This is a genomic window from Rhodococcus sp. As11 (genome assembly GCF_048957735.1).
Classification (GTDB): domain Bacteria; phylum Actinomycetota; class Actinomycetes; order Mycobacteriales; family Mycobacteriaceae; genus Rhodococcus; species Rhodococcus gordoniae.
Window position 1 is genome coordinate 189378 of record NZ_JARDJE010000001.1, and the last position, 25081, is coordinate 214458.

The 25081-nt window shown below is 67.9% G+C and carries 24 protein-coding genes; 13 read left to right on the plus strand and 11 right to left on the minus strand.

What is annotated here, in order from left to right:
• Nucleotides 1–72 precede the first annotated feature (72 nt).
• From PV766_RS01025 to phoU, 5 genes are all read left to right on the plus strand, one after another.
• Nucleotides 73–675 (plus strand): DUF937 domain-containing protein, encoded by a 603-nt coding sequence (locus PV766_RS01025; RefSeq protein ID WP_421096250.1) that lies wholly within the window; start codon nt 73–75, stop codon nt 673–675.
• A 216-nt stretch (nt 676–891) separates the two neighbouring features.
• Nucleotides 892–1845: an acyl-ACP desaturase gene (locus PV766_RS01030; protein WP_129977168.1), complete on the plus strand. Its 954-nt coding sequence runs from the start codon at nt 892–894 to the stop codon at nt 1843–1845.
• A gap of 144 nt (nt 1846–1989) precedes the next feature.
• Nucleotides 1990–3132, plus strand: a complete 1143-nt coding sequence (gene dusB, locus PV766_RS01035; protein ID WP_421096251.1) for a tRNA dihydrouridine synthase DusB — start codon at nt 1990–1992, stop codon at nt 3130–3132.
• A gap of 644 nt (nt 3133–3776) precedes the next feature.
• Nucleotides 3777–5714, plus strand: a complete 1938-nt coding sequence (locus tag PV766_RS01040; RefSeq protein WP_421096252.1) for an LCP family protein — start codon at nt 3777–3779, stop codon at nt 5712–5714.
• Nucleotides 5715–5799: 85 nt separating this feature from the next.
• The gene (gene phoU / locus PV766_RS01045; RefSeq protein WP_016932743.1) at nt 5800–6507 is read left to right on the plus strand and encodes a phosphate signaling complex protein PhoU; all 708 of its coding nucleotides are present in this window, start codon (nt 5800–5802) and stop codon (nt 6505–6507) included.
• A gap of 79 nt (nt 6508–6586) precedes the next feature.
• On the opposite strand, the gene pstB is transcribed toward phoU, so the two are convergent.
• From pstB to PV766_RS01075, 6 genes are all read right to left on the minus strand, one after another.
• Complete coding sequence (gene pstB / locus PV766_RS01050; protein ID WP_016932744.1) at nt 6587–7363, minus strand: phosphate ABC transporter ATP-binding protein PstB; 777 nt, start codon at nt 7361–7363, stop codon at nt 6587–6589.
• 45 nt (nt 7364–7408) lie between these two features.
• On the minus strand, nt 7409–8317 hold the full coding sequence (gene pstA / locus PV766_RS01055) for a phosphate ABC transporter permease PstA (RefSeq protein ID WP_064064544.1): 909 nt from the start codon (nt 8315–8317) through the stop codon (nt 7409–7411).
• Nucleotides 8318–8320: 3 nt separating this feature from the next.
• Nucleotides 8321–9376 carry a phosphate ABC transporter permease subunit PstC gene (gene pstC / locus PV766_RS01060; RefSeq protein WP_129977169.1) on the minus strand — a complete coding sequence of 352 codons (1056 nt, stop codon included), beginning with the start codon at nt 9374–9376 and terminating at the stop codon, nt 8321–8323.
• An 86-nt stretch (nt 9377–9462) separates the two neighbouring features.
• Nucleotides 9463–10587 carry a phosphate ABC transporter substrate-binding protein PstS gene (pstS, locus tag PV766_RS01065; RefSeq protein WP_064064545.1) on the minus strand — a complete coding sequence of 375 codons (1125 nt, stop codon included), beginning with the start codon at nt 10585–10587 and terminating at the stop codon, nt 9463–9465.
• Between the two features lie 264 nt (nt 10588–10851).
• Nucleotides 10852–11763, minus strand: a complete 912-nt coding sequence (gene mshD / locus PV766_RS01070; RefSeq protein ID WP_421096253.1) for a mycothiol synthase — start codon at nt 11761–11763, stop codon at nt 10852–10854.
• Nucleotides 11760–12569 carry a winged helix-turn-helix transcriptional regulator gene (locus PV766_RS01075; protein ID WP_421096254.1) on the minus strand — a complete coding sequence of 270 codons (810 nt, stop codon included), beginning with the start codon at nt 12567–12569 and terminating at the stop codon, nt 11760–11762. The genes mshD and PV766_RS01075 overlap by 4 nt, the downstream gene beginning before the upstream one ends.
• 165 nt (nt 12570–12734) lie before the next feature.
• Between PV766_RS01075 and PV766_RS01080 the strand changes: the two genes are divergently transcribed.
• From PV766_RS01080 to PV766_RS01110, 7 genes are all read left to right on the plus strand, one after another.
• Nucleotides 12735–13517, plus strand: coding sequence for an LmeA family phospholipid-binding protein (locus PV766_RS01080; protein ID WP_129977172.1), 783 nt, complete (start codon nt 12735–12737; stop codon nt 13515–13517).
• Nucleotides 13514–13939, plus strand: coding sequence for a thioredoxin family protein (locus PV766_RS01085; RefSeq protein ID WP_016932751.1), 426 nt, complete (start codon nt 13514–13516; stop codon nt 13937–13939). Before PV766_RS01080 ends, PV766_RS01085 begins: the two co-directional genes overlap by 4 nt.
• A 46-nt stretch (nt 13940–13985) precedes the next feature.
• The gene (locus PV766_RS01090) at nt 13986–14069 is read left to right on the plus strand and encodes a putative leader peptide (protein ID WP_363887211.1); all 84 of its coding nucleotides are present in this window, start codon (nt 13986–13988) and stop codon (nt 14067–14069) included.
• Between the two features lie 114 nt (nt 14070–14183).
• Complete coding sequence (locus tag PV766_RS01095; RefSeq protein WP_421096255.1) at nt 14184–14648, plus strand: DUF4395 domain-containing protein; 465 nt, start codon at nt 14184–14186, stop codon at nt 14646–14648.
• A 101-nt stretch (nt 14649–14749) separates the two neighbouring features.
• Entirely contained in the window at nt 14750–15586 is an 837-nt protein-coding gene (locus PV766_RS01100; RefSeq protein WP_421096256.1) for a sulfurtransferase, read from the plus strand.
• A 2-nt stretch (nt 15587–15588) separates the two neighbouring features.
• A complete protein-coding gene (locus PV766_RS01105; RefSeq protein ID WP_421096257.1) occupies nt 15589–15894 on the plus strand; it encodes a DUF1416 domain-containing protein in 306 nt (101 codons plus the stop codon).
• Between the two features lie 182 nt (nt 15895–16076).
• Nucleotides 16077–16739, plus strand: a complete 663-nt coding sequence (locus PV766_RS01110; protein WP_064064549.1) for an FABP family protein — start codon at nt 16077–16079, stop codon at nt 16737–16739.
• A gap of 68 nt (nt 16740–16807) precedes the next feature.
• Here PV766_RS01110 and PV766_RS01115 read toward each other — a convergent pair whose 3' ends face one another.
• Nucleotides 16808–18499, minus strand: coding sequence for a BCCT family transporter (locus PV766_RS01115; RefSeq protein WP_421096323.1), 1692 nt, complete (start codon nt 18497–18499; stop codon nt 16808–16810).
• Here PV766_RS01115 and PV766_RS01120 point away from each other — a divergent pair.
• Entirely contained in the window at nt 18438–18575 is a 138-nt protein-coding gene (locus PV766_RS01120; protein ID WP_245207894.1) for a hypothetical protein, read from the plus strand. The two genes, PV766_RS01115 and PV766_RS01120, sit on opposite strands and share 62 nt — an antisense overlap.
• 301 nt (nt 18576–18876) lie before the next feature.
• Here PV766_RS01120 and cydC read toward each other — a convergent pair whose 3' ends face one another.
• Genes cydC through PV766_RS01140 form a run of 4 tightly spaced genes read right to left on the minus strand, consistent with a single transcriptional unit; the run spans nt 18877 to nt 24843 of the window.
• A complete protein-coding gene (gene cydC / locus PV766_RS01125) occupies nt 18877–20556 on the minus strand; it encodes a thiol reductant ABC exporter subunit CydC (RefSeq protein WP_421096258.1) in 1680 nt (559 codons plus the stop codon).
• A 19-nt stretch (nt 20557–20575) separates the two neighbouring features.
• The gene (gene cydD / locus PV766_RS01130; RefSeq protein WP_421096259.1) at nt 20576–22297 is read right to left on the minus strand and encodes a thiol reductant ABC exporter subunit CydD; all 1722 of its coding nucleotides are present in this window, start codon (nt 22295–22297) and stop codon (nt 20576–20578) included.
• Nucleotides 22294–23331: a cytochrome d ubiquinol oxidase subunit II gene (cydB, locus tag PV766_RS01135; RefSeq protein WP_064064552.1), complete on the minus strand. Its 1038-nt coding sequence runs from the start codon at nt 23329–23331 to the stop codon at nt 22294–22296. Before cydB ends, cydD begins: the two co-directional genes overlap by 4 nt.
• 12 nt (nt 23332–23343) lie before the next feature.
• On the minus strand, nt 23344–24843 hold the full coding sequence (locus PV766_RS01140) for a cytochrome ubiquinol oxidase subunit I (RefSeq protein ID WP_016932855.1): 1500 nt from the start codon (nt 24841–24843) through the stop codon (nt 23344–23346).
• Nucleotides 24844–25081: the final 238 nt, after the last annotated feature.

Consider the following 25081-nt stretch of genomic DNA (forward strand, 5'->3'; position numbering starts at 1 on the left):
GCGGGGCCGGTCCCGATACGCTCTCCGCACCGGGTGACCGCTTCGGGACACCCACAAGTCAAGGCAGGAACGATGGCAAGTCTCGACGAACTGATGTCCCGTATCCCGGTCGCGCAGGTGGCGCAGCGACTCGGCGTCGACACAGCGACGGCGGAGACAGCCGTCCGTGCGGCGCTCCCCACCCTCGTCGGCGGTCTCGACGCCAACGCCCGGAACGCGACGGGGGCGGCGTCGCTGCTCTCGGCGCTGGGCAAGCACTCCGACTCGAGCCTGGCCGAGGGTGACGTCGACGTCGACGGGATCGACACCGAGGACGGCGACAGGATCGTCTCCAACGTCTTCGGCGACAACAAGGAGCAGGTGATCTCGACCCTCGGCTCCGTGAACGGTGCGGGCGGGAACGATCTGATCGCCAAGGTACTCCCGATCATCGCTCCCATCGTGCTGTCCTATCTCGCCGAGCAGATCGGCGGTGGCGCGGAAGCGAACTCCGCGAGCACCTCGCAGGGTGGCGGTCTCGCCGATCTCCTCGGAGGTCTGCTGAAGAACGCCGGCGGCGGTTCGGCCCCGGCCGGCGGCGGTCTCGGCGACGTCCTCGGCAGTGTGCTCGGTGGCAATTCGGGTGGTGGTCTCGGCGGACTCCTCGGTGGACTTCTCGGCGGCGGCAAGCGCTGAGAGCCTCTGGAACAACACGTTCCGCTCTTCTCTGTGATGCAGCACGAGCGGGACGGTACTGTCCTCGAGCGTTCCGGACCTGTACCGTGATCCGGGCGATGTGGGGGGCCACTGCACGGTGCGGCCGCATGCAGCGGCGACGATCGGATGATCGGCCGGGCCCCCTTCTCCGTATGCCGGCGGAGTACACGGACACGATGTGAGGGGTAGAAGAGTATGACGCGAGTCCTGACTCAACTGGAGTTGCTGCGCGAACTGGAGCCTGTAGCCGAAGCCAACCTCAACCGGCACCTCTCGATGGCGAAGGACTGGCATCCGCACGACTACGTCCCGTGGGACGAGGGCCGCAACTTCGCCGCGATGGGCGGTGTCGACTGGGAGCCCGAGCAGTCGAAACTCGGCGAGGTCGCCAAGGCCGCCATGATCACCAACCTCCTCACCGAGGACAACCTGCCGTCCTACCACCGTGAGATCGCCGAGAGCTTCTCCCGCGACGGTGCCTGGGGCACCTGGGTCGGCCGGTGGACGGCGGAGGAGAACCGCCACGGCATCGTCATGCGCGACTACCTGGTCGTCACGCGTGGCGTCGATCCCGTCGCGCTCGAGAACGCCCGCATGGAGCACATGACGAACGGCTTCGCGTCCCCCAACTCCACCGGCATGCTCCACTCGGTCGCCTACGTGACCTTCCAGGAGCTCGCGACCCGTGTGTCGCACCGCAACACCGGACATGCCTGCGACGACTCGATCGCCGACAAGATGCTCCAGCGCATCGCCGCCGACGAGAACCTGCACATGATCTTCTACCGGAACATCTGCGACGCGGCGATCGACGTCGCACCGGCCCAGACGCTGGCGGCGATCGTCGAGGTGCTCGAGAACTTCCAGATGCCGGGCGCCGGTATGCCGAATTTCCGTCGCAACGGCGTGCTCATGGCCAAGCACGGCATCTACGACCTGCGTCAGCACCTCGACGACGTCGTGATGCCGGTACTCCGCAAGTGGAGGATCTTCGAGCGCGATCTCGGCAGCGAGGCACAGCGCGATCTCGACAAGCTCGGCACCTTCCTCGAGGAGCTGGAACGCCAGGCGGGCCGGTTCGAGGAGATGCGCGACCGCTCCCTCGCCCGGGAGGCCGCGAAGCGCGAGAAGGTGGGCGCGAACGCCTGAGTCCCGTACGGGCGCCGACGCCCGATCGCGACGGAGGTTATCCTGTGCCCGGCGCCGATTTCGGAGCCGGGCACAGTCGCTTCCGCGGTCCTCCACGAACGGGCACGCTATTTCTTTGTCACACAACGGTTTCCAGAGGTACCCATGTCTTCCCTCCGTATCGGCACGATCGAACTGAACAGCCCGGTCGTGCTGGCGCCCATGGCGGGAGTGACGAACGTCGCATTCCGTACGCTGTGCCGCGAACTCGAACTCGAACGGGCCGGCAGCACGTCGGGTCTGTACGTGTGCGAGATGGTCACCGCACGCGCCCTCGTCGAGCGGCACCCGGTCACCATGCACATGACGACCTTCGGTCCCACCGAGACACCGCGGTCGCTGCAGCTGTACACCGTCGACCCCGACACGACCTACGCCGCGGCGAAGATGATCGTCGACGAGAACCTCGCCGACCACATCGACATGAACTTCGGGTGCCCGGTCCCCAAGGTGACCCGCAAGGGCGGAGGATCCGCCCTCCCCTACAAGCGCAGACTGTTCGGGCAGATCGTCGCGGCTGCCGTCCGCGCCACGGAAGGCACGAACGTCCCGGTCACGGTCAAGTTCCGCATCGGGATCGACGACGAACACCACACTCACCTCGACGCCGGTCGCATCGCGGCCGCCGAGGGAGCAGCAGCCGTGGCCCTCCATGCCCGGACCGCAGCGCAACGGTATTCGGGAGCGGCCGACTGGGACGAGATCGCGCGGTTGAAGGAACACGTCACCGGCGTACCCGTGCTCGGCAACGGCGACATCTTCGACGCCTCCGATGCGGAGAAGATGATGGCGCAGACCGGTTGCGACGGCGTGGTCGTCGGTCGCGGCTGCCTCGGGCGCCCCTGGCTGTTCGCCGAACTCAGTGCCGCGCTCGGCGGTCGCCCGATTCCCACCCCGCCGAATCTCGGTGAGGTGACGCAGATCATGCGCCGACACGCCGAACTGCTCGCCGACCATCACGGTGAGGACCGCGGCCTGCGCGACATGCGCAAGCACATCGCCTGGTATCTGCGCGGATTCCCGGCCGGGTCGGAGATCCGTAACGGGCTCGCCCGGGTGTCGACGCTCGCCGAACTCGACGATCTGCTGGGCAAACTCGACCACGACGTGCCGTTCCCCGCCGATGCCGAAGGCCCGCGGGGACGCCAGGGTTCCCCGAGCAGCGTCGCGCTCCCCGACGGCTGGCTCGACGACCCGGAGGACACCTGCGTGCCCGAGGGCGCCGACATGATGCACTCGGGAGGATGAGTCCTTCCTCGGGGGCTGTCCTGGACGGATTCGCGGATCGACCCACGGATGTCGTGCGTCACAGCCGCGTCACGGTCACATGCAACCGGCGATCAGTATCATTGCGGAGTCCTCGCGACGGTCGCCGCTGAGCGATCGGGTGGACGACGACGGATGACGATGCGGCGCGACCGCAGAAGGAGCAGGTATCGGTGGACGAGGAGCACGAGACAGGATCTCCGGATCCTCGCGCTCCCTGGGAACGACCGATAGCCGACAGCACCTACCGCGAAGCCCGTCCGGGCAGGCGCAGCCGCGCGGGTGGGGTGCACCGCTCCGACGAGCCCGACCCCGACTCCGGTCGCCACGAGGGCGCGCGCAATCGCCGGGCTGCGGATTCGGACGATCCGGAACAGCTCACCGTCGCCGAACTGCTCGACAAGGTGGGGCGACGATCCGATCCCCCTCCCCGGCCGGATCCGCCGAGCACGTCCACATCGTCACTGCCTCCGGCACATCCTCGCGGCCCCGAGCCTTCCCGGTACGTGGCATCCGAGGACGAATCCGGAGGGGCGGTGCTCCCGCGAAGAACGCCTCGCCCGGTGGCGCCGCCGACCCGCTCGACACCAACGAGCCCTCCTGCGCGGCCCGACCCCCATCCTCCGATGCCGCCGAGCGCGGGCGCACCGCCGGCAGCGCCCCGAGTGCCACCGGGACCGTCCCGTCCCCGGCCACCGGAGAATCCCCGGCCACCGGAGAATCCCCTCCCGCCGCGCGCCCAGGCACCGGATCGTATGACCGGCCCTCCGTCCCACGCGGCCCCGGCGCCACCACCGCGAGCGGTGCCTCAGGCGGAGTCGCGAGCGGTGCCTCAGGCGGAGTCGCGACCGGCACCTCCCGTCGGCGCGTCGCAGTCACCACCTCCTCGACAGAAACCGCCGGTCGTGGATGAACAGCCGACCGTCAAGATCGACGCGGTTCCTTCCGTGGACGACCGTCCGCCCGTCGAGGACGAGCACGACGAGAAGGCACACAACGCCGCGCTGCCCCGACCGGTGGGCAGTGGCACCCTCGGCCGTCTCGCTCAGAGCAAGCAACGCAAGCGGAAACGCCTCCGGTTCGCGGTGCGAGCGGCAGTGGCCTTCGTCTCGGTCCTGGCGCTGCTGGGCAACGGTGCGGTGTGGGGATACCTCCGTTCCACGGAGGCAGGCTTCTCCCAGATCGCCGCACTGGACACCGAATCGGACGACATCGTCGACCCGATCGGCCAGACGGGCGACGAGACCTATCTGATCGTGGGCACCGACACCCGCGCCGGCGCCAGCGGTGCGATCGGAGCCGGAACCGTCGACGACGCCGAGGGCGCTCGTGCCGACACCGTCATCCTCGTCAACATCCCCGCGGATCGCAGCCGCGTGGTCGCGGTGTCGTTCCCCCGCGATCTGGATGTGGAACGCCCGGTATGCCGCGGATGGGACAGCGCGACCGGCGACTACGATTCCGAACTGTATCCGGCCGCCGAAGGCGACAAGCTCAACGCGACGTACGCGCTCGGCGGGCCGAAGTGTCTGGTCAAGGTGATCCAGAAGATCTCCGGGTTGAAGATCGGTCATTTCGTGGGCATCGACTTCGCGGGCTTCGAATCCATGGTCGACGAGATCGGTGGGGTCGAGGTGTGTACCCCCATACCGTTGATCGACAACGAGCTCGGTCCCCTCATCGAGACACCCGGCACCCACACGCTCGACGGGAAACGCGCACTCGACTACGTCCGCGCCCGCAAGATCGATTCGGAGGGCAACAGCGACTACGGCCGGATCAGCCGGCAGCAGAAGTTTCTGTCGTCGCTGCTGCGTTCGACATTGTCGAACAAGGTGTTGTTCGATCCCGGGAAGCTCAACGGATTCATCGGCGCCTTCACCCGCGCGACCTTCGTCGAGAACGTCAACACCGAGTCGCTCGTCAAACTCGGGCGTTCGATGCAGAACGTCGAGGCCGGCGCGGTGTCCTTCCTCACCATCCCCACCGCCGGCACCAACGACTGGGGCAACGAGATTCCCCGGACGGACGACATCGAGGCGATCTTCACCGCCATCATCGACGACCTGCCCCTGCCGGGTGAGAAACGCGAGGACGTGCCGGAGGAGACCGCACCCGCACCCGCCGAACCTCTGCCGGCACAGCTCGCCGTCGATCCCTCGTCGGTGTCGGTGCAGGTCTCGAATGCCTCCGGTGTCTCCGGCCTGGCGAACCGGACCGCGGAAACCGTCGCCGCCTACGGTTTCCCCGTGTACTCGATCGGCAACTACGCCTCGGGCACGAGCACCCAGACCGTGATCCGCTTCGGTGCGGGGCAGGAAGCCGATGCCGCGACCGTCGCCTCGGCCTTCCCCGGGGCGGTCCTACAGGAAGCTCCCCCGTCCGCCCAGCTCGGCAGCATCGTGGAGATCGTCCTGGGCACCAGCTTCGACGGCACGGTCGTCGCTCCGACCCCGGCAGGCACGCCGCTCGCCCCGATGAAGATCCAGACCCGGTCGGAGTCGTCGGTGGAGCTTCCCGCGGATCTCGCGATCACCAACGCCGCCGACGATCTGTGCACGTAGAGGCCACTGTTCGGCCGATGCCGTTCACCTGCGGTTCATACGATGCTCGCCGTTCGGACCGGTCGAGGTCGTAGGCTGTGCCATTATGCGCGTCGTCTACAACGAACAGATGGGCGAGCTCGGCGATCTCCTCGGGGAGATGGCCGGACTCGCCGGAACCGCGATGGAGCGGTCCACCAGAGCTCTTCTCGAAGCCGATCTCGCTCTCGCCGAGCAGGTGATCGACGAGCACGAGAAGATCACCGAACTCGGCGCGATCTGCGAGGAGAAGGCGTTCCAGCTTCTCGCGCTGCAGGGTCCGGTCGCCGGTGACCTGCGTGCCGTGGTCAGCGGGATCCAGATCGTGGCCGACATCGATCGCATGGGTGCGCTCGCACTGCACATCGCGAAGGCGACCCGCCGGCGTCACCCCAATCATGTGCTCCCGGACGAGGTGAAGGGGTACTTCGCCGAGATGGGACGGATCGCGGTGGCTCTCGGTGCCGCGACCCGCGAGATCCTCGAGACCCGCGATCCCGCCCGTGCCGCCCGCCTCCACCACGAGGACGAGGCGATGGACGACCTGCATCGTCACCTGTTCACCGTTCTCATGGACCGCGAATGGGAGCACGGCGTCGCCGCGGCCGTCGACGTCACCCTGCTCGGCCGCTACTACGAGCGCTTCGCCGATCACGCCGTCGAGGTGGGTCGCCGGGTGATCTTCCTCGTGACCGGCAAGCTCCCCACCGAGGAGGAGATCCGTCAGCTCGTCGAGAAGGTCGACAGCCTGACCGTCTACCCCGAGAGTCACTGACCTTCGAGTCACCGACCTTCCGAACCGACGAGACCCCGACCGGACGAATCCGGTCGGGGTCTCGCACGTCGGGGCAGGCTCAGCCGAAACGGCCCGAGATGTAGTCCTCGGTGGCCTTCTTGCTGGGATTGGAGAAGATCTTCTCGGTGTCGTCGATCTCCACCAGACCGCCGGGGCGGCCCGTCGCCTCGAGGTTGAAGAACGCCGTCTGGTCGCTCACGCGCGCAGCCTGCTGCATGTTGTGCGTGACGATGACGATGGTGAAGTCCTTCTTCAGCTCACCGATCAGGTCTTCGATGGCCAGCGTCGAGATCGGGTCGAGCGCCGAGCACGGTTCGTCCATGAGCAGCACGTCGGGCTGCACCGCGATCGCGCGGGCGATGCACAGACGCTGCTGCTGACCGCCGGACAGGCCGCCGCCCGGCTTGTCGAGGCGGTCCTTGACCTCGTTCCACAGGTTGGCGCCGCGCAGCGACTTCTCGGCGATCTCGTCGAGCGTCTTCTTGTCGCGCACACCCTGCAGCTTGAGGCCGGCCACGACATTGTCGCGGATCGACATCGTGGGGAACGGGTTGGGCCGCTGGAAGACCATGCCGATCGTCTTGCGGACGCCGACCGGGTCGACGTTCGGATCGTAGATGTCCTCACCGTCGAGGAGGACCGAGCCCTCGACATAGGCGCCGGGGGTCACCTCGTGCATGCGGTTGAGCGACCGCAGCACGGTGGACTTGCCGCAACCGGACGGGCCGATGAAGGCGGTCACGCTCCGCGGCGGCACGGACAGGGTCACGTCGGCCACGGCGTGGAACTTGCCGTAGTAGATGTTGACGTCCTTGAGGTCCAGACGTTTGGCCATTACCGGCTCCCTACTGGTGTATCGATGTGAGAAAAAGTCTGCGGACTACTTCTTGCCGACCTGCGAGTACCGGCTGATCAACTTGGCGGCGATGTTGAGGATCGCGATGACCAGGATCAGGGTGAGTGCGGCACCCCAGATGCGCTGCGAACCGGCGGCGGTGGGGTTGTTCATCTCGGCGACCATGACGCCCGGGAGGGTGCCCTGCTCGCCGCCGAACAGTCCGAAGTTGATGAAGGGCGCGTAGCCGACGAGGATCAGCAGCGGCGCCGTCTCACCCATGACGCGGGCGAGGGCGAGCATGATGCCGGTGATGATGCCGGCGAGCGAGGTGGGGAGCACGATGCGCGCGATGGTCTTCCATTTGGGCACACCGAGGGCGTAGGACGCCTCGCGCAGATCCTGCGGGACGATGCGGAGCATCTCCTCCGTGCTGCGCACGACCACCGGAACCATGAGCAGCACGAGCGAGAGCGAGACCGCGAAACCCGACTTCGGCATGCCGAAGGTCGACACCCACAGGGCGTAGATGAACAGCGCCGCGACGATCGAGGGGACACCGCTGAGGATGTCGACCATGAACGTCGTGATCCGGCCGAGCCGGGACTTGCCGGCGTACTCGACGAGGTAGATCGCCACGAAGACGCCGAGTGGGATCGAGATGATCGCACACACGAGTCCCTGCAGGAGGGTGCCGACCAGAGCGTGGTAGACGCCGCCGCCCATCGACGAGGACGTCAGTCCGCTCAGCGAGTGCGTGAACCAGGTCGGCGACACGAGCGCGGGAAGACCCTTGGCGACGACCGTGATCAGCACCCAGGCGAGCGGGATCAGCGCGACGACGACCGAGAGGGTGACGAGCACCGTGGCTGCGGTGTCCTTCGCGCGGCGACGTCCGCTGACACGCTGGAAGGCCGGGGTCTTGACCGGAGAGGTGAGCGTGGTGGTCGACATGGATCAGTCCTTCTTTCCTGCGACGATCATGCGCGCGGCGGCGTTGACCACGAAGGTGAGCACGAAGAGCACGAGGCCGGCGGCGATGTACGCACCCGCCTGGATGTCGTTGTTGAATTCGGCGTAGCCGAGCGCGATCTTGGATGCGATCGTCGCGCCGCCGTCGAACAGCGACCAGGAGAACGCCTGCGAGGTGGTGCGCAGGATGAGGTACAGCGCCATCGTCTCGCCGAGCGCGCGGCCGAGGCCGAGCATCGATCCGCTGATGTAGCCGGACTTGCCGAACGGGATGACGGTCGTCCGCACGACCTCCCAGCGGGTCGCACCGAGCGCGAGAGCGCCTTCGATGTGGGCCACCGGGGTCTGGACGAACACCTCGCGGCTGACCGCGGCGATCGTCGGCAGGATCATCACGGCGAGGACGATGCCGGCGGTGAAGATCGTTCCGCCGCCCACGATGGAGCCGCTGCCTGTGGCGAACAGCGGGAACCAGCCGAGATTGGTGTTGAGCCATTCCGCCACGGGGCGCAGGAACGGGGCGAGGACGAGCATCCCCCACAGGCCGTAGACGATCGAGGGGACCGCGGCGAGCAGATCGATGACGTACGCCAGCGGTTTCCGGAGCCGATCGGGGCAGTAGGAGGTGAGGAAGATCGCGATGCCCAGAGCGACGGGCATGGCAAGGAACAGCGCGAAGAACGAGACGAGCACCGTCACCTGGAACAGATCGAGGACACCGAACGCCATGTCGGCGATGTCCTGCGTGATCCACTCGCGGCTGGTGAGGAAGTTGACCTGGTTGCGCTGCAGGGCCGGGACGGCGCGCCAGACCAGGAAGACCGCGATCGCGCCGATGATCACCGAGATCAGGACGGCGGAGCCCGATGCCAGTGAGCTGAAGATTCGGTCTCCCGGCCGCACGACGGTCTTGCGTGCCTGGTCCGGGGATGGGGATGGGGTGCTGATCGTGTCCTCCGTGATGCCGGTGACACCGCCCGTTCCTGAGCGGGTCGGTTCGTCGGCCGCGATGGGAACCGACGTGTTGTGCGCGTCACTCATGTGCGCTCGCAATCCTTCTCAGCGTATTCGTCAGGAACGGGCGGGTCGATGATCGCTCGGTCACTCGGGACCGGGCGATCTCGCGGTCATCCGGCGGCGATGGCGTCGATCGACTCGGTGAGGCGGCTCTTGAAGGCGTCGGGCAGCGGGACGTAGCCCTGCTCGGACAGACCTTCCTGGCCCTCGTTGGCAGCGGAGATCAGGAACGACTTGACGGCGGCCGCGGTGTCGGCATCGTAGCCGCCGGAGCACACGATCTCGTAGGTGGCCAGCACGAGCGGGTACGCACCTTCCTCGGTGCTGCCGAAGATCGACGACAGGTCGAGGGTGAGGTCGCCCTCGGAGGACGGCACGAACTCGGCACCCGCGATGGCCTTACCGGCGGTCTCCTCGTTCAGGTCGACCGGGCCGGAGCCGTTGTCGATCTTCGCGATGCTCAGGTTGTTCTGGTCCGCGAAGGACTTCTCGACGTAGGTGATCGAGTTGGGCGAACCGGAGACGGCCTGCGCGACACCCGCCGAGCCCTTCGCGCCCTCCCCGACACCACCGGTGAAGTCGGAACCGGCCCCGCTGGTCCAGGCACCGTTCGAGGCGGTCTCCAGGTACTGCTGGAAGTTGTCCGTCGTGCCCGACGAGTCGGAGCGGACGATCGGGGTGATGTTCGCGTCCGGCAGCGCGGCACCCTCGTTGAGCGCAGCGATGGCCGGATCGTTCCACTTGGTGATCGAGCCGTTGAAGATCTTGGCGGCGGTCTCGGCGTCGAGCACGAGATCGTCGACACCCTCGACGTTGTAGGCCAGCGCGACCGGGCCGAAGACCAGGGGCAGGTTCCATGCCGGGTTTCCGGCGCAACGCTCGGCGGCCTGCGCTGCCTGCTCGTCCTTGATGGCCGAGTCCGAACCGGCGAAGTCGATCTGGTTCGCGATGAACTGCGTGCGGCCGTCACCCGAACCGGTGGGGTTGTACGCGATGTTGACGGTCGCGTCCTTCTCGGAGCACACGGCGATGTAGGTGGAGACGAACTGGTCCATCGCGTTCTTCTGCGCCGACGAGCCCGCACCCGAGAGGTTGGACTTGCCGTCGCAGGCCGCGGCGGACGCGGACGCGTCGACGTCTACCGATCCGGCGTTGTTGTCGCTACCGCACGCAGCGAGCGTGAGGGCTCCCGCGGCCACAACACCGAGCAGGGCGCCATTGCGCTTGAGGTTCACCTGTTCTCCTCCGGAAGTAACTTCACACGACCGCGGCGCCGAACGGCGGCGGCATCGTGGCGCGGGCCGTGCCGGCGCCGGGTCGGCAGTACTCGACCCGTTAGAGAAGGTAGGAGGAATCGGTGGACACTCGGACGACCGTAGGTTAACGCGGGATGAACACGCCGGATACACCTGGCGATGGTGTTGCGACCATCACTCGAACTTCACCCGGATCCGGTGTGTCGGGTGGGCGGTGTTCACCTTCGTGGGGAACGGAGGTGTTCACTTCCGGGCGTAGGCGACATCCACGTGGAACCGCTCGAAGCCGAGCTTGCCGTAGGTGTTCAGCGCCGCGGTGTTGTCGCCTTCGACGTAGAGCAGGACTCCGGGCAGACCGCGATCGCGGAGGTAGTGCAGACCCGCGAGGGTGAGCAGGCGACCGAGCCCACGGCCCTGGGCGGACGGGTCGATGCCCACCACGTAGACCTCGCCGAGCTCCGGGTCGGATGCGGTGGCCGGGTGCACCTTGGTCCAGTGGAAGCCGAGCAGTCGATCGCGCTCGGCGGGGTCGAACGCGAGGAACAGACCTTCGGGATCGAACCACGACTCGCGTCGGCGTTCCTCCACGTCGGCGGCCGTCCAGCGGCCCTGTTCGGGATGCCATTCGAACGCCGCGGCATTGACACGGAGCAGTTCGGCGTCGTCTTCCGGGCCGCCGTAGGTGCGCAACTGCACCGACTCGGGGACCTCGAGAGCGGGAAGATCGTCCTCGGTGAGCCGGCGACGCAACTGGAGGAGTTCGCGCACTCCCGTCAGACCGAGATGTCGCGCCACCGCCTGCGCGGCAGGCAGATCGCCGTGCGCCCAGACACGGGTGCCGTCGCCACCTTCGGCGAGTGCACGTCCGACGAGTTCGCGGCCCAGTCCACGGCCGCGCCGCGACGGGTCGACGACGATCTCCGCCATCGCGGGATGACCGTCCTGAGCAGGCACGACGTTCGCGTAGCCGGTCACGGCACCGTCGTCCGCGAGCGCGACGAGATGCCGGGCCGAGCCTTCCCGGCCGAGGGAATGTACCGCCTGTTCGGAGATGGGCGCGGTGCCGTCGGCCTGTGTTGCCCGGGACAACACGGCGCGCACGGCTTCGGCCTGCTCGGCGGACGGGAGGTCGACGAATTCCGTATCGGTGCTCACGGAACGAATTGTGCCCCGGAGTCCCCTGCGCCGGTGTCCCCCGCGCCGGAATGCGGGATCCGCGGGTCGTCGAGAAGCGTGTCGTCCACATCGTCGTCGTCGACGTCGGGAGTGACAGTGCCGCCCTTGCCGGCCCTGGTGGACGGACGCACCGCCTTGTAGCCGACGTTGCGGACGGTTCCGATCAGCGCTTCGTGCTCGGGGCCGAGCTTCGCGCGCAGGCGCCGGACGTGGACGTCGACGGTGCGGGTGCCACCGAAGAAGTCGTACCCCCAGACCTCCTGCAGCAGCTGGGCGCGGGTGAACACCCGGCCCGCGTGCTGGGCGAGGTACTTGAGGAGCTCGAACTCCTTGTACGTGAGGTCGAGCGGACGTCCGCGCAGGCGGGCGGTGTAGGTGCCCTCGTCGATGGTGAGTTCGCCGAGGGTGATCTTGCCCGTGTTCTCCGGCCCCACCGCGACTCCCGAGCGGCCGATCAGCAGCCGCAGGCGTGCATCGAGCTCGGCCGGTCCCGTGGTGGACAGCAGGATGTCGTCGAGTCCCCATTCGGGGTTGACGGCCACGAGTCCGCCCTCGGTGAGCACAGCGACGACCGGCACGGCCGAGCCGGTGCTGCCCAGCAACCGGCACAGCCCTCGCGCTGCCGCGAGATCGGTGCGGGCATCGACGATCGCGATGTCCGCGGAACCTGCTTCGAGCAGCGACGATACTTCTGTGGGAGCCGGCCTGACCGAATGCGGGAGCAGCGTGAGGGACGGCAGGACCGCATCCGGATTCGGGTCGGAGGTCAGAAGGAGCAGCTCCACCGGGCCTCCAGTTCTTCGCGCGACCAGCGCGGATAGGGGTCGTCAACGTCGTGCAACAGGGTAACGCCCCGATTGTTACCGCTATGTAAGCACGACAATTCCGTGAACGGCCTCCGAGCGGACGGGCCCGGTCCGGCCTCCGGCGCATCCGACACAATGGTGGGCGTGCGCAAACTGATCTTCGGTCTCGTAGTCCTGCTCGGACTCGCGGTCCTCGCCGATTTCGGCGCGGCGGCGTGGTCGGAATACCGCGTCTCGCGTGCGCTGCGGGAGGGTGGCGTTCTCGAATCCGATCCGGCGGTGACCATCCACGGGTTCCCCTTCCTCCTCCAGGCCCGCAACGGTCACTACGAGAACGTCGAGATCGTGGCCGACAACGTCCACACCGATCTGCTCGGGGACATCACCGTCGAGGCCAATCTGATCGGTGCGCACGCCGAGGCCGGCGAACTGCTCGAGGGGTCGATCCGGACCGTGCCCGTCGACCTGCTGTACGGCCGGGTCATGCTCGATGCCACCGAACTAGGACAGCTCTACGGCATCCCCGACCTGCAGGTTTCCGCTCCGCCGGCGAACAAGTCCGACGGCACGGGCGGATCCGGTGGCTCCGGGCCGACGACGGCCGGCGGGGTCGTCCTCACCGGAACGGTGCCCGTCGGACCGGTGGAGGCCACGGTCAGCGTCCAGGCCGATCTGGTGCTCGACGGCGACCGCGTCCACATCGTCGCGTCGGATCTCTACTTCGGCCCCGAGGGGCGCGCCGATTTCTCGGTGCCCGACATCCTGAAACCGGCGGTGCTGGGACTGTTCACGACGACGATCGAACCGCAGAATCTGCCGTTCGGAGTCCGGCCCACCTTCGTCGAGGCGCGCGGCTCCCGGATCGTCATCGAAGGTGAGGCCCGCGACGCCGTCATCGATCTGCAGGAGGTGCAGAGCCCGGCATGATCGCAGTGATCGTCCTCATGGTCGTGACAGTCGCCACACTGGTGGTGGGCACGGCCCTGCGCACCCGTTCCGGCAGACTCCGCGCCGTCGGCGTCGACGCACCGGCCGGGACCCACGAACTCGATCCCGCGCTCGCCACGGCAGGAATCGGGGACGGTGTTCCGGTGGTCCTGCACTTCTCCGCACCCTGGTGCGGACCGTGCGCGGCGGTGCGGCGTGTCGTCGTGCAGGTTCTGGACCGCGCCGGCGGCCCGGCCCGCGAGGTCGAGCTCGATTTCGACGAAAATCCCGCCCTGGCACGGAAACTCGGAGTCCTCTCGCTGCCCACCACGTTCGTCTTCGACGGCGACGGGCGCGAGCGGTTCCGCGCGTCCGGCGTTCCGACGGCCGACGACCTGCGCACAGCACTCGCGTCGTTGTGATCCCGGGGGTCCCCCAACCACGGTGACGTGGGTTAAACTCCCTCGCGTGCAGAACCGCCACGAGCTGATGCTCACCCGACGCCGCGCAGTCGATCTGTGCCGCCTCGGTGGCTGTTGTTGTCCCTGCTGAACGTGTCGGCGGGTTCGTCCCGACGCTGCGGCTGACGCCGCTTCCACCGATACGTCGCCCCGCGGTAGTACGTCGCCTCCGCCCAGCGAATCAGAATCCAGCAGGAGCTTCTCCATGTCCGTATCCACTTCCGGCACGCCCGGACGGCAGGTCGACGTGCGCGGCCCCCGATTCGCGGCGTGGATCACGACCGGCGTCCTCGTCGTCGTCCTGATCGTCGCCGCCTTCTCTCCCGTCGCTGCATCCGTACTCCTGGCCCTGCAGACGATCGTGTTCGCTCTCGGAGCGGCACTCGGCCCGCGACGCAGCCCGTACGGTGCACTGTTCGCGCGGCTCGTCGCTCCCCGCCTCGGTGCTCCGATCGAGACCGAGCCGGTGGAGCCGCTGCGGTTCGCGCAGCTCGTCGGATTCGTCTTCGCCCTCGTCGGAACCGTCGCGTTCTTCGCCGGCGCGATCGTCGTGGGCTCGGTGGCGGCCGGCTTCGCGCTGTTCGCGGCACTGCTCAACGCCGCCTTCGGCGTGTGTCTCGGCTGCCGGATCCACCCGCTGGTCGCTCGGATGCGTCGCGTGCCCGCCTGACCGGCGGTCACCGGACTCGACACCCTCACCTCCACCGGCACGGAGCCCGCCCGGGTTCCGGTCCCGCAAACCTCCCGATTCCCTCACCGAAAGGAACACCCATGGCTCGCTCCGATGTCCTGGTCTCCGCAGACTGGGCAGAGCAGAACCTCCACGCGCCGAAGACCGTTTTCGTCGAGGTCGACGAGGACACCAGCGCCTACGACGGTGGCCACATCGAAGGTGCCGTCAAGCTCGACTGGCGCAAGGACCTGCAGGACCGCGTCCGCCGCGACTTCCTGAACCGCGAGCAGTTCTCCGAGCTCCTCTCGCGCAAGGGCATCGCGAACGACGACACGGTCGTGCTGTACGGCGGAAACAACAACTGGTTCGCGGCGTACGCCTACTGGTACTTCACGCTGTACGGCCACCAGGACGTCAAGCTCGTCGACGGCGGCCGCAAGAAGTGGGAGCTCGACGGCCGTCCGCTGTCGAAGGACGAGGTCACCCGTCCGGCCACCGAATACAAGGCCGCCGAGCCCGACTACTCCATCCGCGCCTTCCGCGACGAGGTCATCGATTCGATCGGCACCAAGAACATCGTCGACGTGCGTTCGCCCGACGAGTTCTCCGGCAAGATCCTCGCTCCGGCCCACCTGCCGCAGGAGCAGGCGCAGCAGCGCGGCCACGTCCCCGGTGCCATCAACATCCCGTGGAGCACCACCGCCAACGAGGACGGCACCTTCAAGTCCGACGAGGAACTCGAGAAGCTGTACGCAGAGAAGGGCTTCGACGACAGCAAGGAGACCATCGCCTACTGCCGTATCGGTGAGCGCTCGAGCCACACCTGGTTCGTGCTGCAGGAGATCCTCGGCAAGCAGAATGTGAAGAACTACGACGGCAGCTGGGTCGAGTACGGCTCGCTCGTCGGCGCCCCGATCGAACTGGAGGTCAACTGAACATGTGTGGAGCACCCGTCCAGACCCAGACCCTGCCCGCCGGCGTGGACACCGAGAAGGAGACGGTCATCACCGGCCGCGTCCTGAACGCCGACGGTGAGCCCGTGGGCGGCGCGTTCGTGCGCCTGCTCGACGGCACCGACGAGTTCACGGCCGAGGTCGTCGCTTCGGCGACCGGCGACTTCCGTTTCTTCGCCGCCCCCGGCGACTGGAAGATCCGCGCTCTGTCGAGCTCCGGCAACGGCACCTCCACCGTGAGCCCCACCGCTCCCGGCGTGCACAACGTCGATGTGACGGTCACGAAGTAGCACGACCGGAACACTCACGAAGGGCTCTGCTCCATCAGGAGCGGAGCCCTTCGTCGTACCGGAAGAGCCGCCGTCTAGAATGACCGCGTGGTCATCTTCTTCGAAATCCTGCTGGTCGCCGCAGCGCTGCTCATCACCTGGTTTGCGCTCTACACCATCTACCGTGTCGTCTCCGACGGATCGTGACGAACGGCGGATCGGACGGTACGCGGCGTAGCGGCGACGAGGCGATCGCCCGCGCCGCCGAACGCGCTCGCGTCACCGCCGAGCTGAACATCCCCGTCCTGTCCGGGCTCCCGGGCGCCGAGGACACCGCGAACCTGCGGCTCGGCCCCGACCTGAACCCCGCCCTCCTCGCCGTCCTGCCGCTGGTCGGGGTGTGGCGCGGCGAGGGCGAAGCCAACGATCCCGAGACCGGCGACTACCCGTTCGGTCAGCAGATCACCGTCGCGCACAACGGCGGCCCGTATCTCGTGTGGGAGGCGCGTTCGTGGCGTCTCGACGAATCGGGTGCCTATGCGGGCGAGGATCGGCGCGAGAGCGGCTTCTGGCGTGTGTCCGGAACGGGCGCACCCGACAGCGACGATCCCGAGACGCTCGAACTGCTGCTGACGCACAGCTCCGGCGTCGTCGAGCTGTTCTACGGCACCGCCCTCACGCAGTCCTCGTGGGAGCTGGCGACCGACGTGGTGATCCGCACCAAGTCCGGTGAGGTCGTCGGCGGAGCGAAGCGCCTCTACGGCATCGTCGAGGGTGGCGATCTCGCCTACGTCGAGGAGCGCGTCACCGCCGACGGCGAGCTGAAGCCCCGGATGTCCGCCCGCTTGTCACGCCATATCGGCTGATCGAGCCTCTTCCCTCCGACCGGGCCGACCGGGCCTGATCCCCGACGGGGCGGCCCGGCCCGCTCCTGTCAGTCGTCCTTCAGGGCCGTCGTGCCCTGGTTTTCCCGTGCATGCGCGCCGCTCCCCTGCGCTCCGAGCGCCTCGAGTTCGTCCGCGTGTACCTTCGCGATGCCGGCATCCTCGGCATCGGTTCCGTCGTCCCCGCTCTCGTCGGGGATGGCCCGCGTCCGGACGACGACCTCGGGGGCCGGTAGTTCCTCGGCCGCCTCGAGGTCTTCGGCGGACCGCACCTCCGGCCACTGCCGGGTGACCGGTTCCGGCCGTTCGCCGAGGTCCTCACGGATACCGCGCACGAGGCTGTACATCATGACGAAGCCCATCACGAAGAACGGCAGACCCACCACGGTGATGACCTGCTGAAGTGCGTCCAGGCCGTCCTTGCCGGTCGCGACGAGCATGGTCGCGGCGACCAGGCCCATGAGCACCGCCCAGAACAGACGCTGGTGGATGGGCGCCTTCTCCTCGTGGCCGGAGGCCATCATGTCGAGCACCATGGCGGTCGAGTCCACCGAGGTCACGAAGAAGATCACCACCAGGATGATCGCGATCCCCGAGACCAGTCCGGTGAGCGGGAAGTTTCCGAGGAACTCGAACAGCGCACCCGGGATGTCGCCGTCGTCCACGACCCGTTCGACGAGACCGCCGTTGCCCTCGAGTTCGATGTGGAACGAGCCCATCCCGAAGATGCTGAACCAGATCACCGAGAACAGCACGGGCAGACCGAGGACACCGCCGACGAACTCGCGGATGGTCCGGCCTCGGGAGATGCGGGCGATGAAGATACCGACGAAAGGCGACCACGTGATGGTCCACGCCCAGTAGAAGACCGTCCAGGTGTTCTGCCAGCCGGAGTCGGCGAAGGTGTCGGTCCAGAACGCCAGCCGCGGCAGGGCCTCGGCGTAGATGCCGGCCGATTCGATCATGCCTTCGAGCAGGAACAGGCTCGGACCGGTGACGAGCACGAAGACCAGCAGCATCACGGCCATGCCGATGTTGATGTTGGACAGACGTTTGATGCCCTTGTCGAGACCGAGAGCCACCGAGATACCGGCCATCACCGTCACGACCGCGATGAGCGCGATCTGGATGATCCCGGATTCCTGAATGTCGAACAGCTGCGCGAGACCGGCGTTGATCTGCAGGGTGCCCAGGCCGACCGAGGTCGCGACCCCGAAGATCGTACCGATGATCGCCACGACGTCGATGGTCTTGCCGATGGGACCGTAGATACGGCCCCCGAGCAGGGGCGCGAAGATCGAGCTGACGCGCGGCGGCAGGTGCCGTTTGTAGATGAAGTAGCCGAAGCCCAGGCCGGGCAGCGCGAAGATGGTCCAGGTGTGCAGCCCGAAATGGTAGAGCGCGAAGCCCATGGCCTCTTCCGCAGCTTCCACCGACTGCGGCTCGACGTCCTGCATGGGTGGGTTCGCGAAGTGCGAGATCGGTTCTGCCACGCCCCAGAACATGAGAATGGTGCCGATACCGGCTGCGAACAACATGGCGAACCACGCCAGGGTCGAGTGCTCCGGCCGTTCGTCGTCACCGCCGAGCCGGACCCGGCCGTAGTGAGTGAAGGCGATTCCGACGAGGAACAGCAGGAAGGTCGTGACGCCCAGGATGTAGAACCATCCGAGATTCGTCATGATCCAGCTGGACGCAGTACTGAAGATCGAGTCGACGCTGTCGGTGAAGGCGATCGTCACTACGACGAAGAGCAGCGCGATGATCGCGGACGAGAAGAAAATCCCCGGTGACGTGCGTAATTTCAACGAATCGTGAGCTTTTTGAAGTACCGGCACCCCCTCGGGGTACCCACAACGGATGATCTTGCACACCCGGAATGCCGACCTCGCCCGAGACGCGGACAGCCCCCGAGCCGCACCGCCGGACGGATCTCTTTCGCATCTCGGCGGTCCCGATCGGACGGACCGGGAACTCGGGGGCCGGGTGACTACCTGGGATTCGCCAGCCGCACGCGGTCGGTGAATTCCGTCGTCGGCAAGCAGCTAGCGGGTAGCCACCTCACGCGTCCGAATATCACTCACTTCCAGACCACCTCCTTCCTCGTGTACCTGCGAAATTACGCCTCGCCCGAGGAGCTGTGCAACGGATTTTTCTCGACGCGAACGACCAGGTCGGCGGCCGTGTCCGCGGGTAGGCGGTGGGTGACCACCACGACACTGCGTTCGGGTCCGACCAGACACGCATCCCGGTCCAGGAGGAGCCGCTGCAGCCGCTCCGCGCTCTCGTCGTCGAGATGCTCCGTGGGTTCGTCGAGCAACAGGATCCGCGCGGGCGACAGCAGGGCCCGGGCCAGCAGGATACGACGGCGTTGCCCACCGGAGACCGTGCGGGCCCCGGCTCCGAGAACGGTGTGGACGCCTTGCGGGAGTCCGTCCACCCACTCCCCCAGCCCCACCGCCCCGAGGGCGGCCGACGCCTCGGTCTCGTCCACGTCGCCCCGCGCCACGCGCAGGTTCTCGAGGATCGACGTGTCGAACAGGTGGGCGTCCTCCGCGAAGAACCCGATCTGCCGGCGCACCGCACCGGGATCGATGTCCGCGAGGTCGACACCGTCGAGGGTCACCGTGCCCTGGCGTGGGTCGAGCAACCCCGCGAGTGTCATGAGCACGGTGGTCTTGCCGCTGCCGCTGCCGCCCACGATCGCGACGCGACAACCCGGCCGCAGGTCGAGGTCGACCGGTTCGGTGGCCGGTCCGCCGGGCCATCCACCTCGTAGCCCCTCCGCACGCAGCCGGCCGGGGCCGTGGGCCGGTGCGGTGCCGTGCGGGACCGTCCGATCGGCGCGGTCGAGCAGATCAGTGATACGACGGGCTGCCAGGCGTGCGCGGTTGAGGGTCTGCGCGGCGGCCGGCAGTGCGGCGGTGGCCTCGAACGCCGACAGGGGCAGCAGGACGAGGACGCCGAGTGTCGTCGGGCTCATGGCCGCGGGTCCGGAACCGAAGACCGTGATGCCGACGAGAAGGGCACCGAGCACGCTCGCCCCCACGGCGAGGGGTGCGGCGGCGTCGGCGAACGCGGCGGGGACCGCCGACCGGTCGGTGGCGCGGACGGAGGCGACGTTCGCGGCGCGGGCCCGCCGGGTGAGCGGATCCAGCCGTCCCGCGACCCGCAGTTCCGCCGCGTGGTCCAGCACCGTGACCGCGTCCTCGGTGAACCGGGTGCGGGCCGCGTTCGCATCGGCGTCCGCGCGTGCGGCCGCGCGTGCCGACAGCCACGGCGCGAGCAGCCCGGCGACGAGCAGAGCCACCGCGAGCACCGCACCGGCGGCGGGCGCGATGACGGCGACGGTCGCGACCGCCGCGAGGGAGAGCACGGACGCGACGGCGATGGGCACGAGTGCGCGCACCACGACGTCACCGAGGGCGTCGACGTCGGCGCCGGTGCGAGCGAGCAGATCGCCGCGACCGAGGCCCAGGGCAGCGGCCGGATCGCCGTCCGCGAGTCGCCGATAGAGATTCGCCCGGGCCGACGTCGTGCCGCGCAGAGCGGTCTCGTGCGTCGCCAGACGTTCGAAGTAGCGGAACAACCCGCGGGAGATGCCCAGTGCCCGTACCGCGACGACCGCGACGGTCAGGTCGAGGACGGGGGGCATCTCCCACGCGCGCACGATCAGCCACGCCGACAGGCCGGCGAGCAGCAGCGCGCTGCCGAGGGTCGCGACACCGGCGAGGACGGCGAGCAGCACCCGGCGCGGTTCGAGTTCGAGCAGGGCCATCGCGCGGCGCAGGTCCTTCATCGGGATTCCTCCGCGGCCCTCATCGGGTCACCTCCGTGATCGGTGCCGCGTGGACGGTGACGACCTCGTCCGCGATGGCGAGCAGGGTGGGGCGGTGCGCGACCACCACCACCGTCCGCCCGGCCGCGGCGAGACCGCGCAGTGTGTGGAGCACGGTGGCCTCGGTGTCTTCGTCGAGGTGGGCGGTCGGTTCGTCGAGCAGCAGCACCGGACGCGAGGAGGCGAGGGTGCGGGTGAGCGCCAGCCGCTGCCGTTGGCCGAGCGACAGACCTGTGCCGCCCGCCCCGACGACGGTCTCCCAGCCGTCCGGGAGTTCGGCGAGCACGCTGTCGAAACCGGTGGCCGCACAGACGTCGTCGAGGTCGGTGGTGTCCGGGTCGACACCGGTGAGCCGAAGATTGCCGGCGAGGGTGCCCGGCAGCAGCACCGGTCGTTGCGGGAGCCACGCCACCTGCGACCACCAGCCCTCGTCGCCCACGACGGGCCGGCCGTCGACGGTCACGGCCCCTTCGCTCGGCTGGGCGAGACCGAGCAGCGCCAGCAGGGCCGTGGACTTGCCCGCCCCGTTGGCACCGGTGAGCGCGGTGATCTTCCCGGGACGGCAGACCGCGTCGAGTCGGTGCGGGGCGTTCCCGCCGCGTCCGGGGACGCTCATGCCGTCGAAGACGATCTCGCACATCTCCGCTCGGCCGGTGCCGATCGTTCTCGCGGACTCGCCTCGCGGGTGCACCTCGCCCGGAGCCGAGTCGAGTACGGCGAACGCCTTGTCGGCCGCGGCCATCCCGTCCTCGGCGGCGTGGAACTTGTTGCCGACGGTCCGCAGTGGGAGGTAGGCCTCTGGCGCGAGGATCAACGCGATGATGCCGGCTTCGAGGGGCATCGATCCGTAGACCAACCGCATACCGATACTCACGGCGACCAGCGCGACCGACAGCGTGGCAAGGAATTCCAGCACTGTTCCGGACAGGAAAGCCACGCGCAGAGCCGACATCGTGGTCGCGCGGTGCTCGTCGCCGAGTTCGCGCACGCGATCGGCGGGCCCCTTCTCGCGCCCGAGTGCGCGCAGTGTCGGGAGTCCCGCGAGCAGGTCGAGCAGTTGCGACGAGAGGGTGGTCATCGCGCGCAGGGTGCGGTCGGCCTTGCCCTTGGTGAGCAGGCCGATGAGGATCATGAAGATCGGGATCAGCGGGAGAGTGACCACGACGATGATCGCCGAGGTGAGGTCGTGCACGGCGATCACGACGATCGTCACCGGCGTGAGGATCACCGCCAGCACCAGGGCCGGCAGGTAGCCGGTGAGATAGTCCTTCAGTCCGTCGAGCCCGCGGGTGAGGACCACCGCGATCTCGTCGCGTCGCGGATCGAGTGCTCGCGGAGGCAGGTTCGCTGCGGCACCGAGGACGTCGTGCTCGAGTCCGGCGACCACGCGGGTCGCGGAACGGTGCGCGTACCGCGACTGCAACCACGTCACCGCGACCCGCACCACGATCGCCGCGGAGAAGATCACCAGTTCGGTCGTCCAGTCGGCGATCGACCGGGCGTCGGTGGTGATGACACCTGCGAGCACCCGGCCGATCATGAGCGCGGTGACGACGACCATCACGACATCGACCACCGAGGTGGCCACCGTCAGGACGAGATATCCGCGAGCCGCGGCCGAGTAGCGCCACAACCGCGGGTCCACCGGTCCCCGCCGGCGCGCGGAGGCGTCGGCAGGGACGGAGGAGTGCGTCGTCGTCACTTCGAGCCGATCTTCAATCCGATCGAGTGCGGGATGTGGTCGGTCGACAGACGCCGGCGGAACACCCAGTACGTCCAGCCCTGGTAGGCCAGGACGACCGGAGTCATGAACGCTGCGGCCCACGTCATGACCTTCAGTGTGTACGGGCTCGACGAGGCGTTCTCGATCGTGAGCGACCACGCCGGGTCGAGCGTCGAGGGCATCACGTTCGGGAACAGCGACGCGAACAGCAGGACCACGGTCGCGGCGATCGCCACGGTGGTGAACACGAACGCCCAGCCCTCACGCTCGGCGACGGTCAGCGCGACCACCGCGAGCAGGGAGACCGCCGCGACGGCGACGAGGGCGATCGTCCAGCCCTTGCCGTAGGCGAGCTGTGTCCACACCACGAACGTGCCGGCCACGAGGACCGCGGGCACGGCCAGCTTCCGCGACAGCGCCACGGCGTCGGTCCGGACCTCGCCTTCGGTCTTGAGCGCGATGAAGACCGCACCGTGCAGGGCGAAGACGAGCGCCGTCGTCGCCCCGCCGAGCAGGGCGTACGGATTCAGCAGGTCGAAGAAGCCGCCGATGTACTGCTTGTCGGCGTCGATCGCCACGCCGCGCACGATGTTCGCGAACGCCACGCCCCACAGCACTGCGGGGACCCACGAGCCGAAGATGATCCCCCAGTCGCAGCGGCGACGCCAGGCCGGGTCGTCGATCTTGCCGCGCCATTCGATGGCGCATACCCGCACGATCAGGGCGAGCAGGATCAGCAGCAGCGGGAGATAGAAACCGGAGAAGAGGGTCGCGTACCACTCCGGGAACGCCGCGAACAGCGCACCGCCCGCAGTGATGAGCCAGACCTCGTTGCCGTCCCAGACCGGACCGATCGTGTTGAGCAGCACCCGGCGCCTGGTGTCGGCCTCGGCGGTTCTGCCGCGCCCGAGCACCGGGAAGTGCATGCCGACACCGAAATCGAACCCCTCGAGGACGAAGTAGCCGGTGAACAGCACTGCGATGAGGATGAACCAGATTTCCTGAAGTCCCATGTCCGCCCACTCCTAGTACGCGAAGGACAGCTGTGTCGGCTGCGTGTCGTCTGTGTCGTCGCCGGAACCCGGCGGCTGGGCGTCGTGTTCCTGCGGACCCTCCATCGCGTACTTGCGGATGAGCCAGAACCATACGACTCCGAGTGCCGCGTAGACGAGGGTGAAGGCGATCAGCGAGGTGAGCACCGTGCCGGCGGTGTGATCGGAGACGCCCTGGTCGACGGTGAGCCGGATCATGTCCACGCCTGTCGGGTTGGGGTGCACCACCCAGGGCTGCCGGCCCATCTCGGTGAAGATCCAGCCCGCGCTGTTCGCCAGGAAGGGGGTGGGGATCGCGATCAGCGACAGCCACGAGAACCATTTCTGATCGGGTACCCGGCCTCGGCGGGTGACCCACAGCCCGGCCAGGGCCAGGGCCGCGGAACCGGCGGCCAGGCCGATCATCGCGCGGAACGACCAGTAGGTGACGAACAGGTTGGGCTTGTAGTTACCGGGGCCGAACTGCTCCTCGTACTGCGCCTGCAGATCCTCGACGCCCTGCAGCGTCACGCCCGAGAATTCACCCTGGGCGAGGTAGGAGAGGACGATCGGCACGTCGAGGACGTGGACGACGCCGTCGCAGTCGTTGTGCGTGCCGACGGTGAGGATCGAGAAATTGGGATCGGTCTCGGTATGGCACAGCGATTCGGCCGAGGCCATCTTCATCGGTTGCTGCTCGAACATGAGCTTGGCCTGGACGTCGCCGGTGACGAACAGCCCGATGCCGGAGATGATCATCACCATCAGCCCGAGGCGGGTCGCGGGGCGGAACAGTCCGCGGGCGTCGTCCTCGAGCTTCTGTGCCTCTTCGGGTTCCGAGGCGCGGATCGCGGCGGCGCGTCGCATGTTGCGGACCATCCACCAGCCGCCGATGCCTGCGACGAAGGTTGCGGCGGTGAGGAATCCGCCGGCGACCGCGTGGGGGAAGGCCGCGAGCGCGGTGTTGTTGGTGAGCAGTTCCCAGATGCTCGTCAGCTCGGCGCGTCCGGTCTCGGGGTTGTAGACCGCCCCGACCGGGTGCTGCATGAACGAGTTCGCCGCGATGATGAAGTAGGCGGAGGCGTTCACGCCGATCGCGACGAGCCAGATGGTCGCGAGGTGTACGAGTTTCGGCAGCCGTGTCCAGCCGAAGATCCACAGGCCGAGGAAGGTCGACTCCATGAAGAAGGCGACGAGGCCTTCGAGGGCGAGGGGTGCGCCGAAGACGTCGCCGACGAAGCGGGAGTACTCACTCCAGTTCATGCCGAACTGGAATTCCTGCACGATGCCGGTCGCGACACCGAGCGCGAAGTTGATCAGGAACATCTTCCCGAAGAACTTCGTGAGGCGGTACCAGTGGTCCTTGCCGGTGACCACCCACATCGTCTGCATGATCGCGACGAGCGGCGCGAGGCCGATCGTCAACGGCACGAGGATGAAGTGATACACCGTCGTGATCCCGAACTGCCACCGGGACAGATCCAAGACGTCCATTGCCACTCCGAGGTGAGGCCCGGGTCGGTACGGGAATCCGAGCGTGGGCCGACGCTGCGGTTCTCGTTCGCACAATCATGCCGGTAGCACTTCTCCCGGCCTTGTTACTACCGAATGTAGTAGCGATTGCGGACAGTGGAACACGTTCGTGTCGCCCGACACATCGGACACACGTCACATCGGAGGTGGAACAGCGCAGCGGACACCCGCCGCCACTCACCCGGCGGCGTCGACCGCC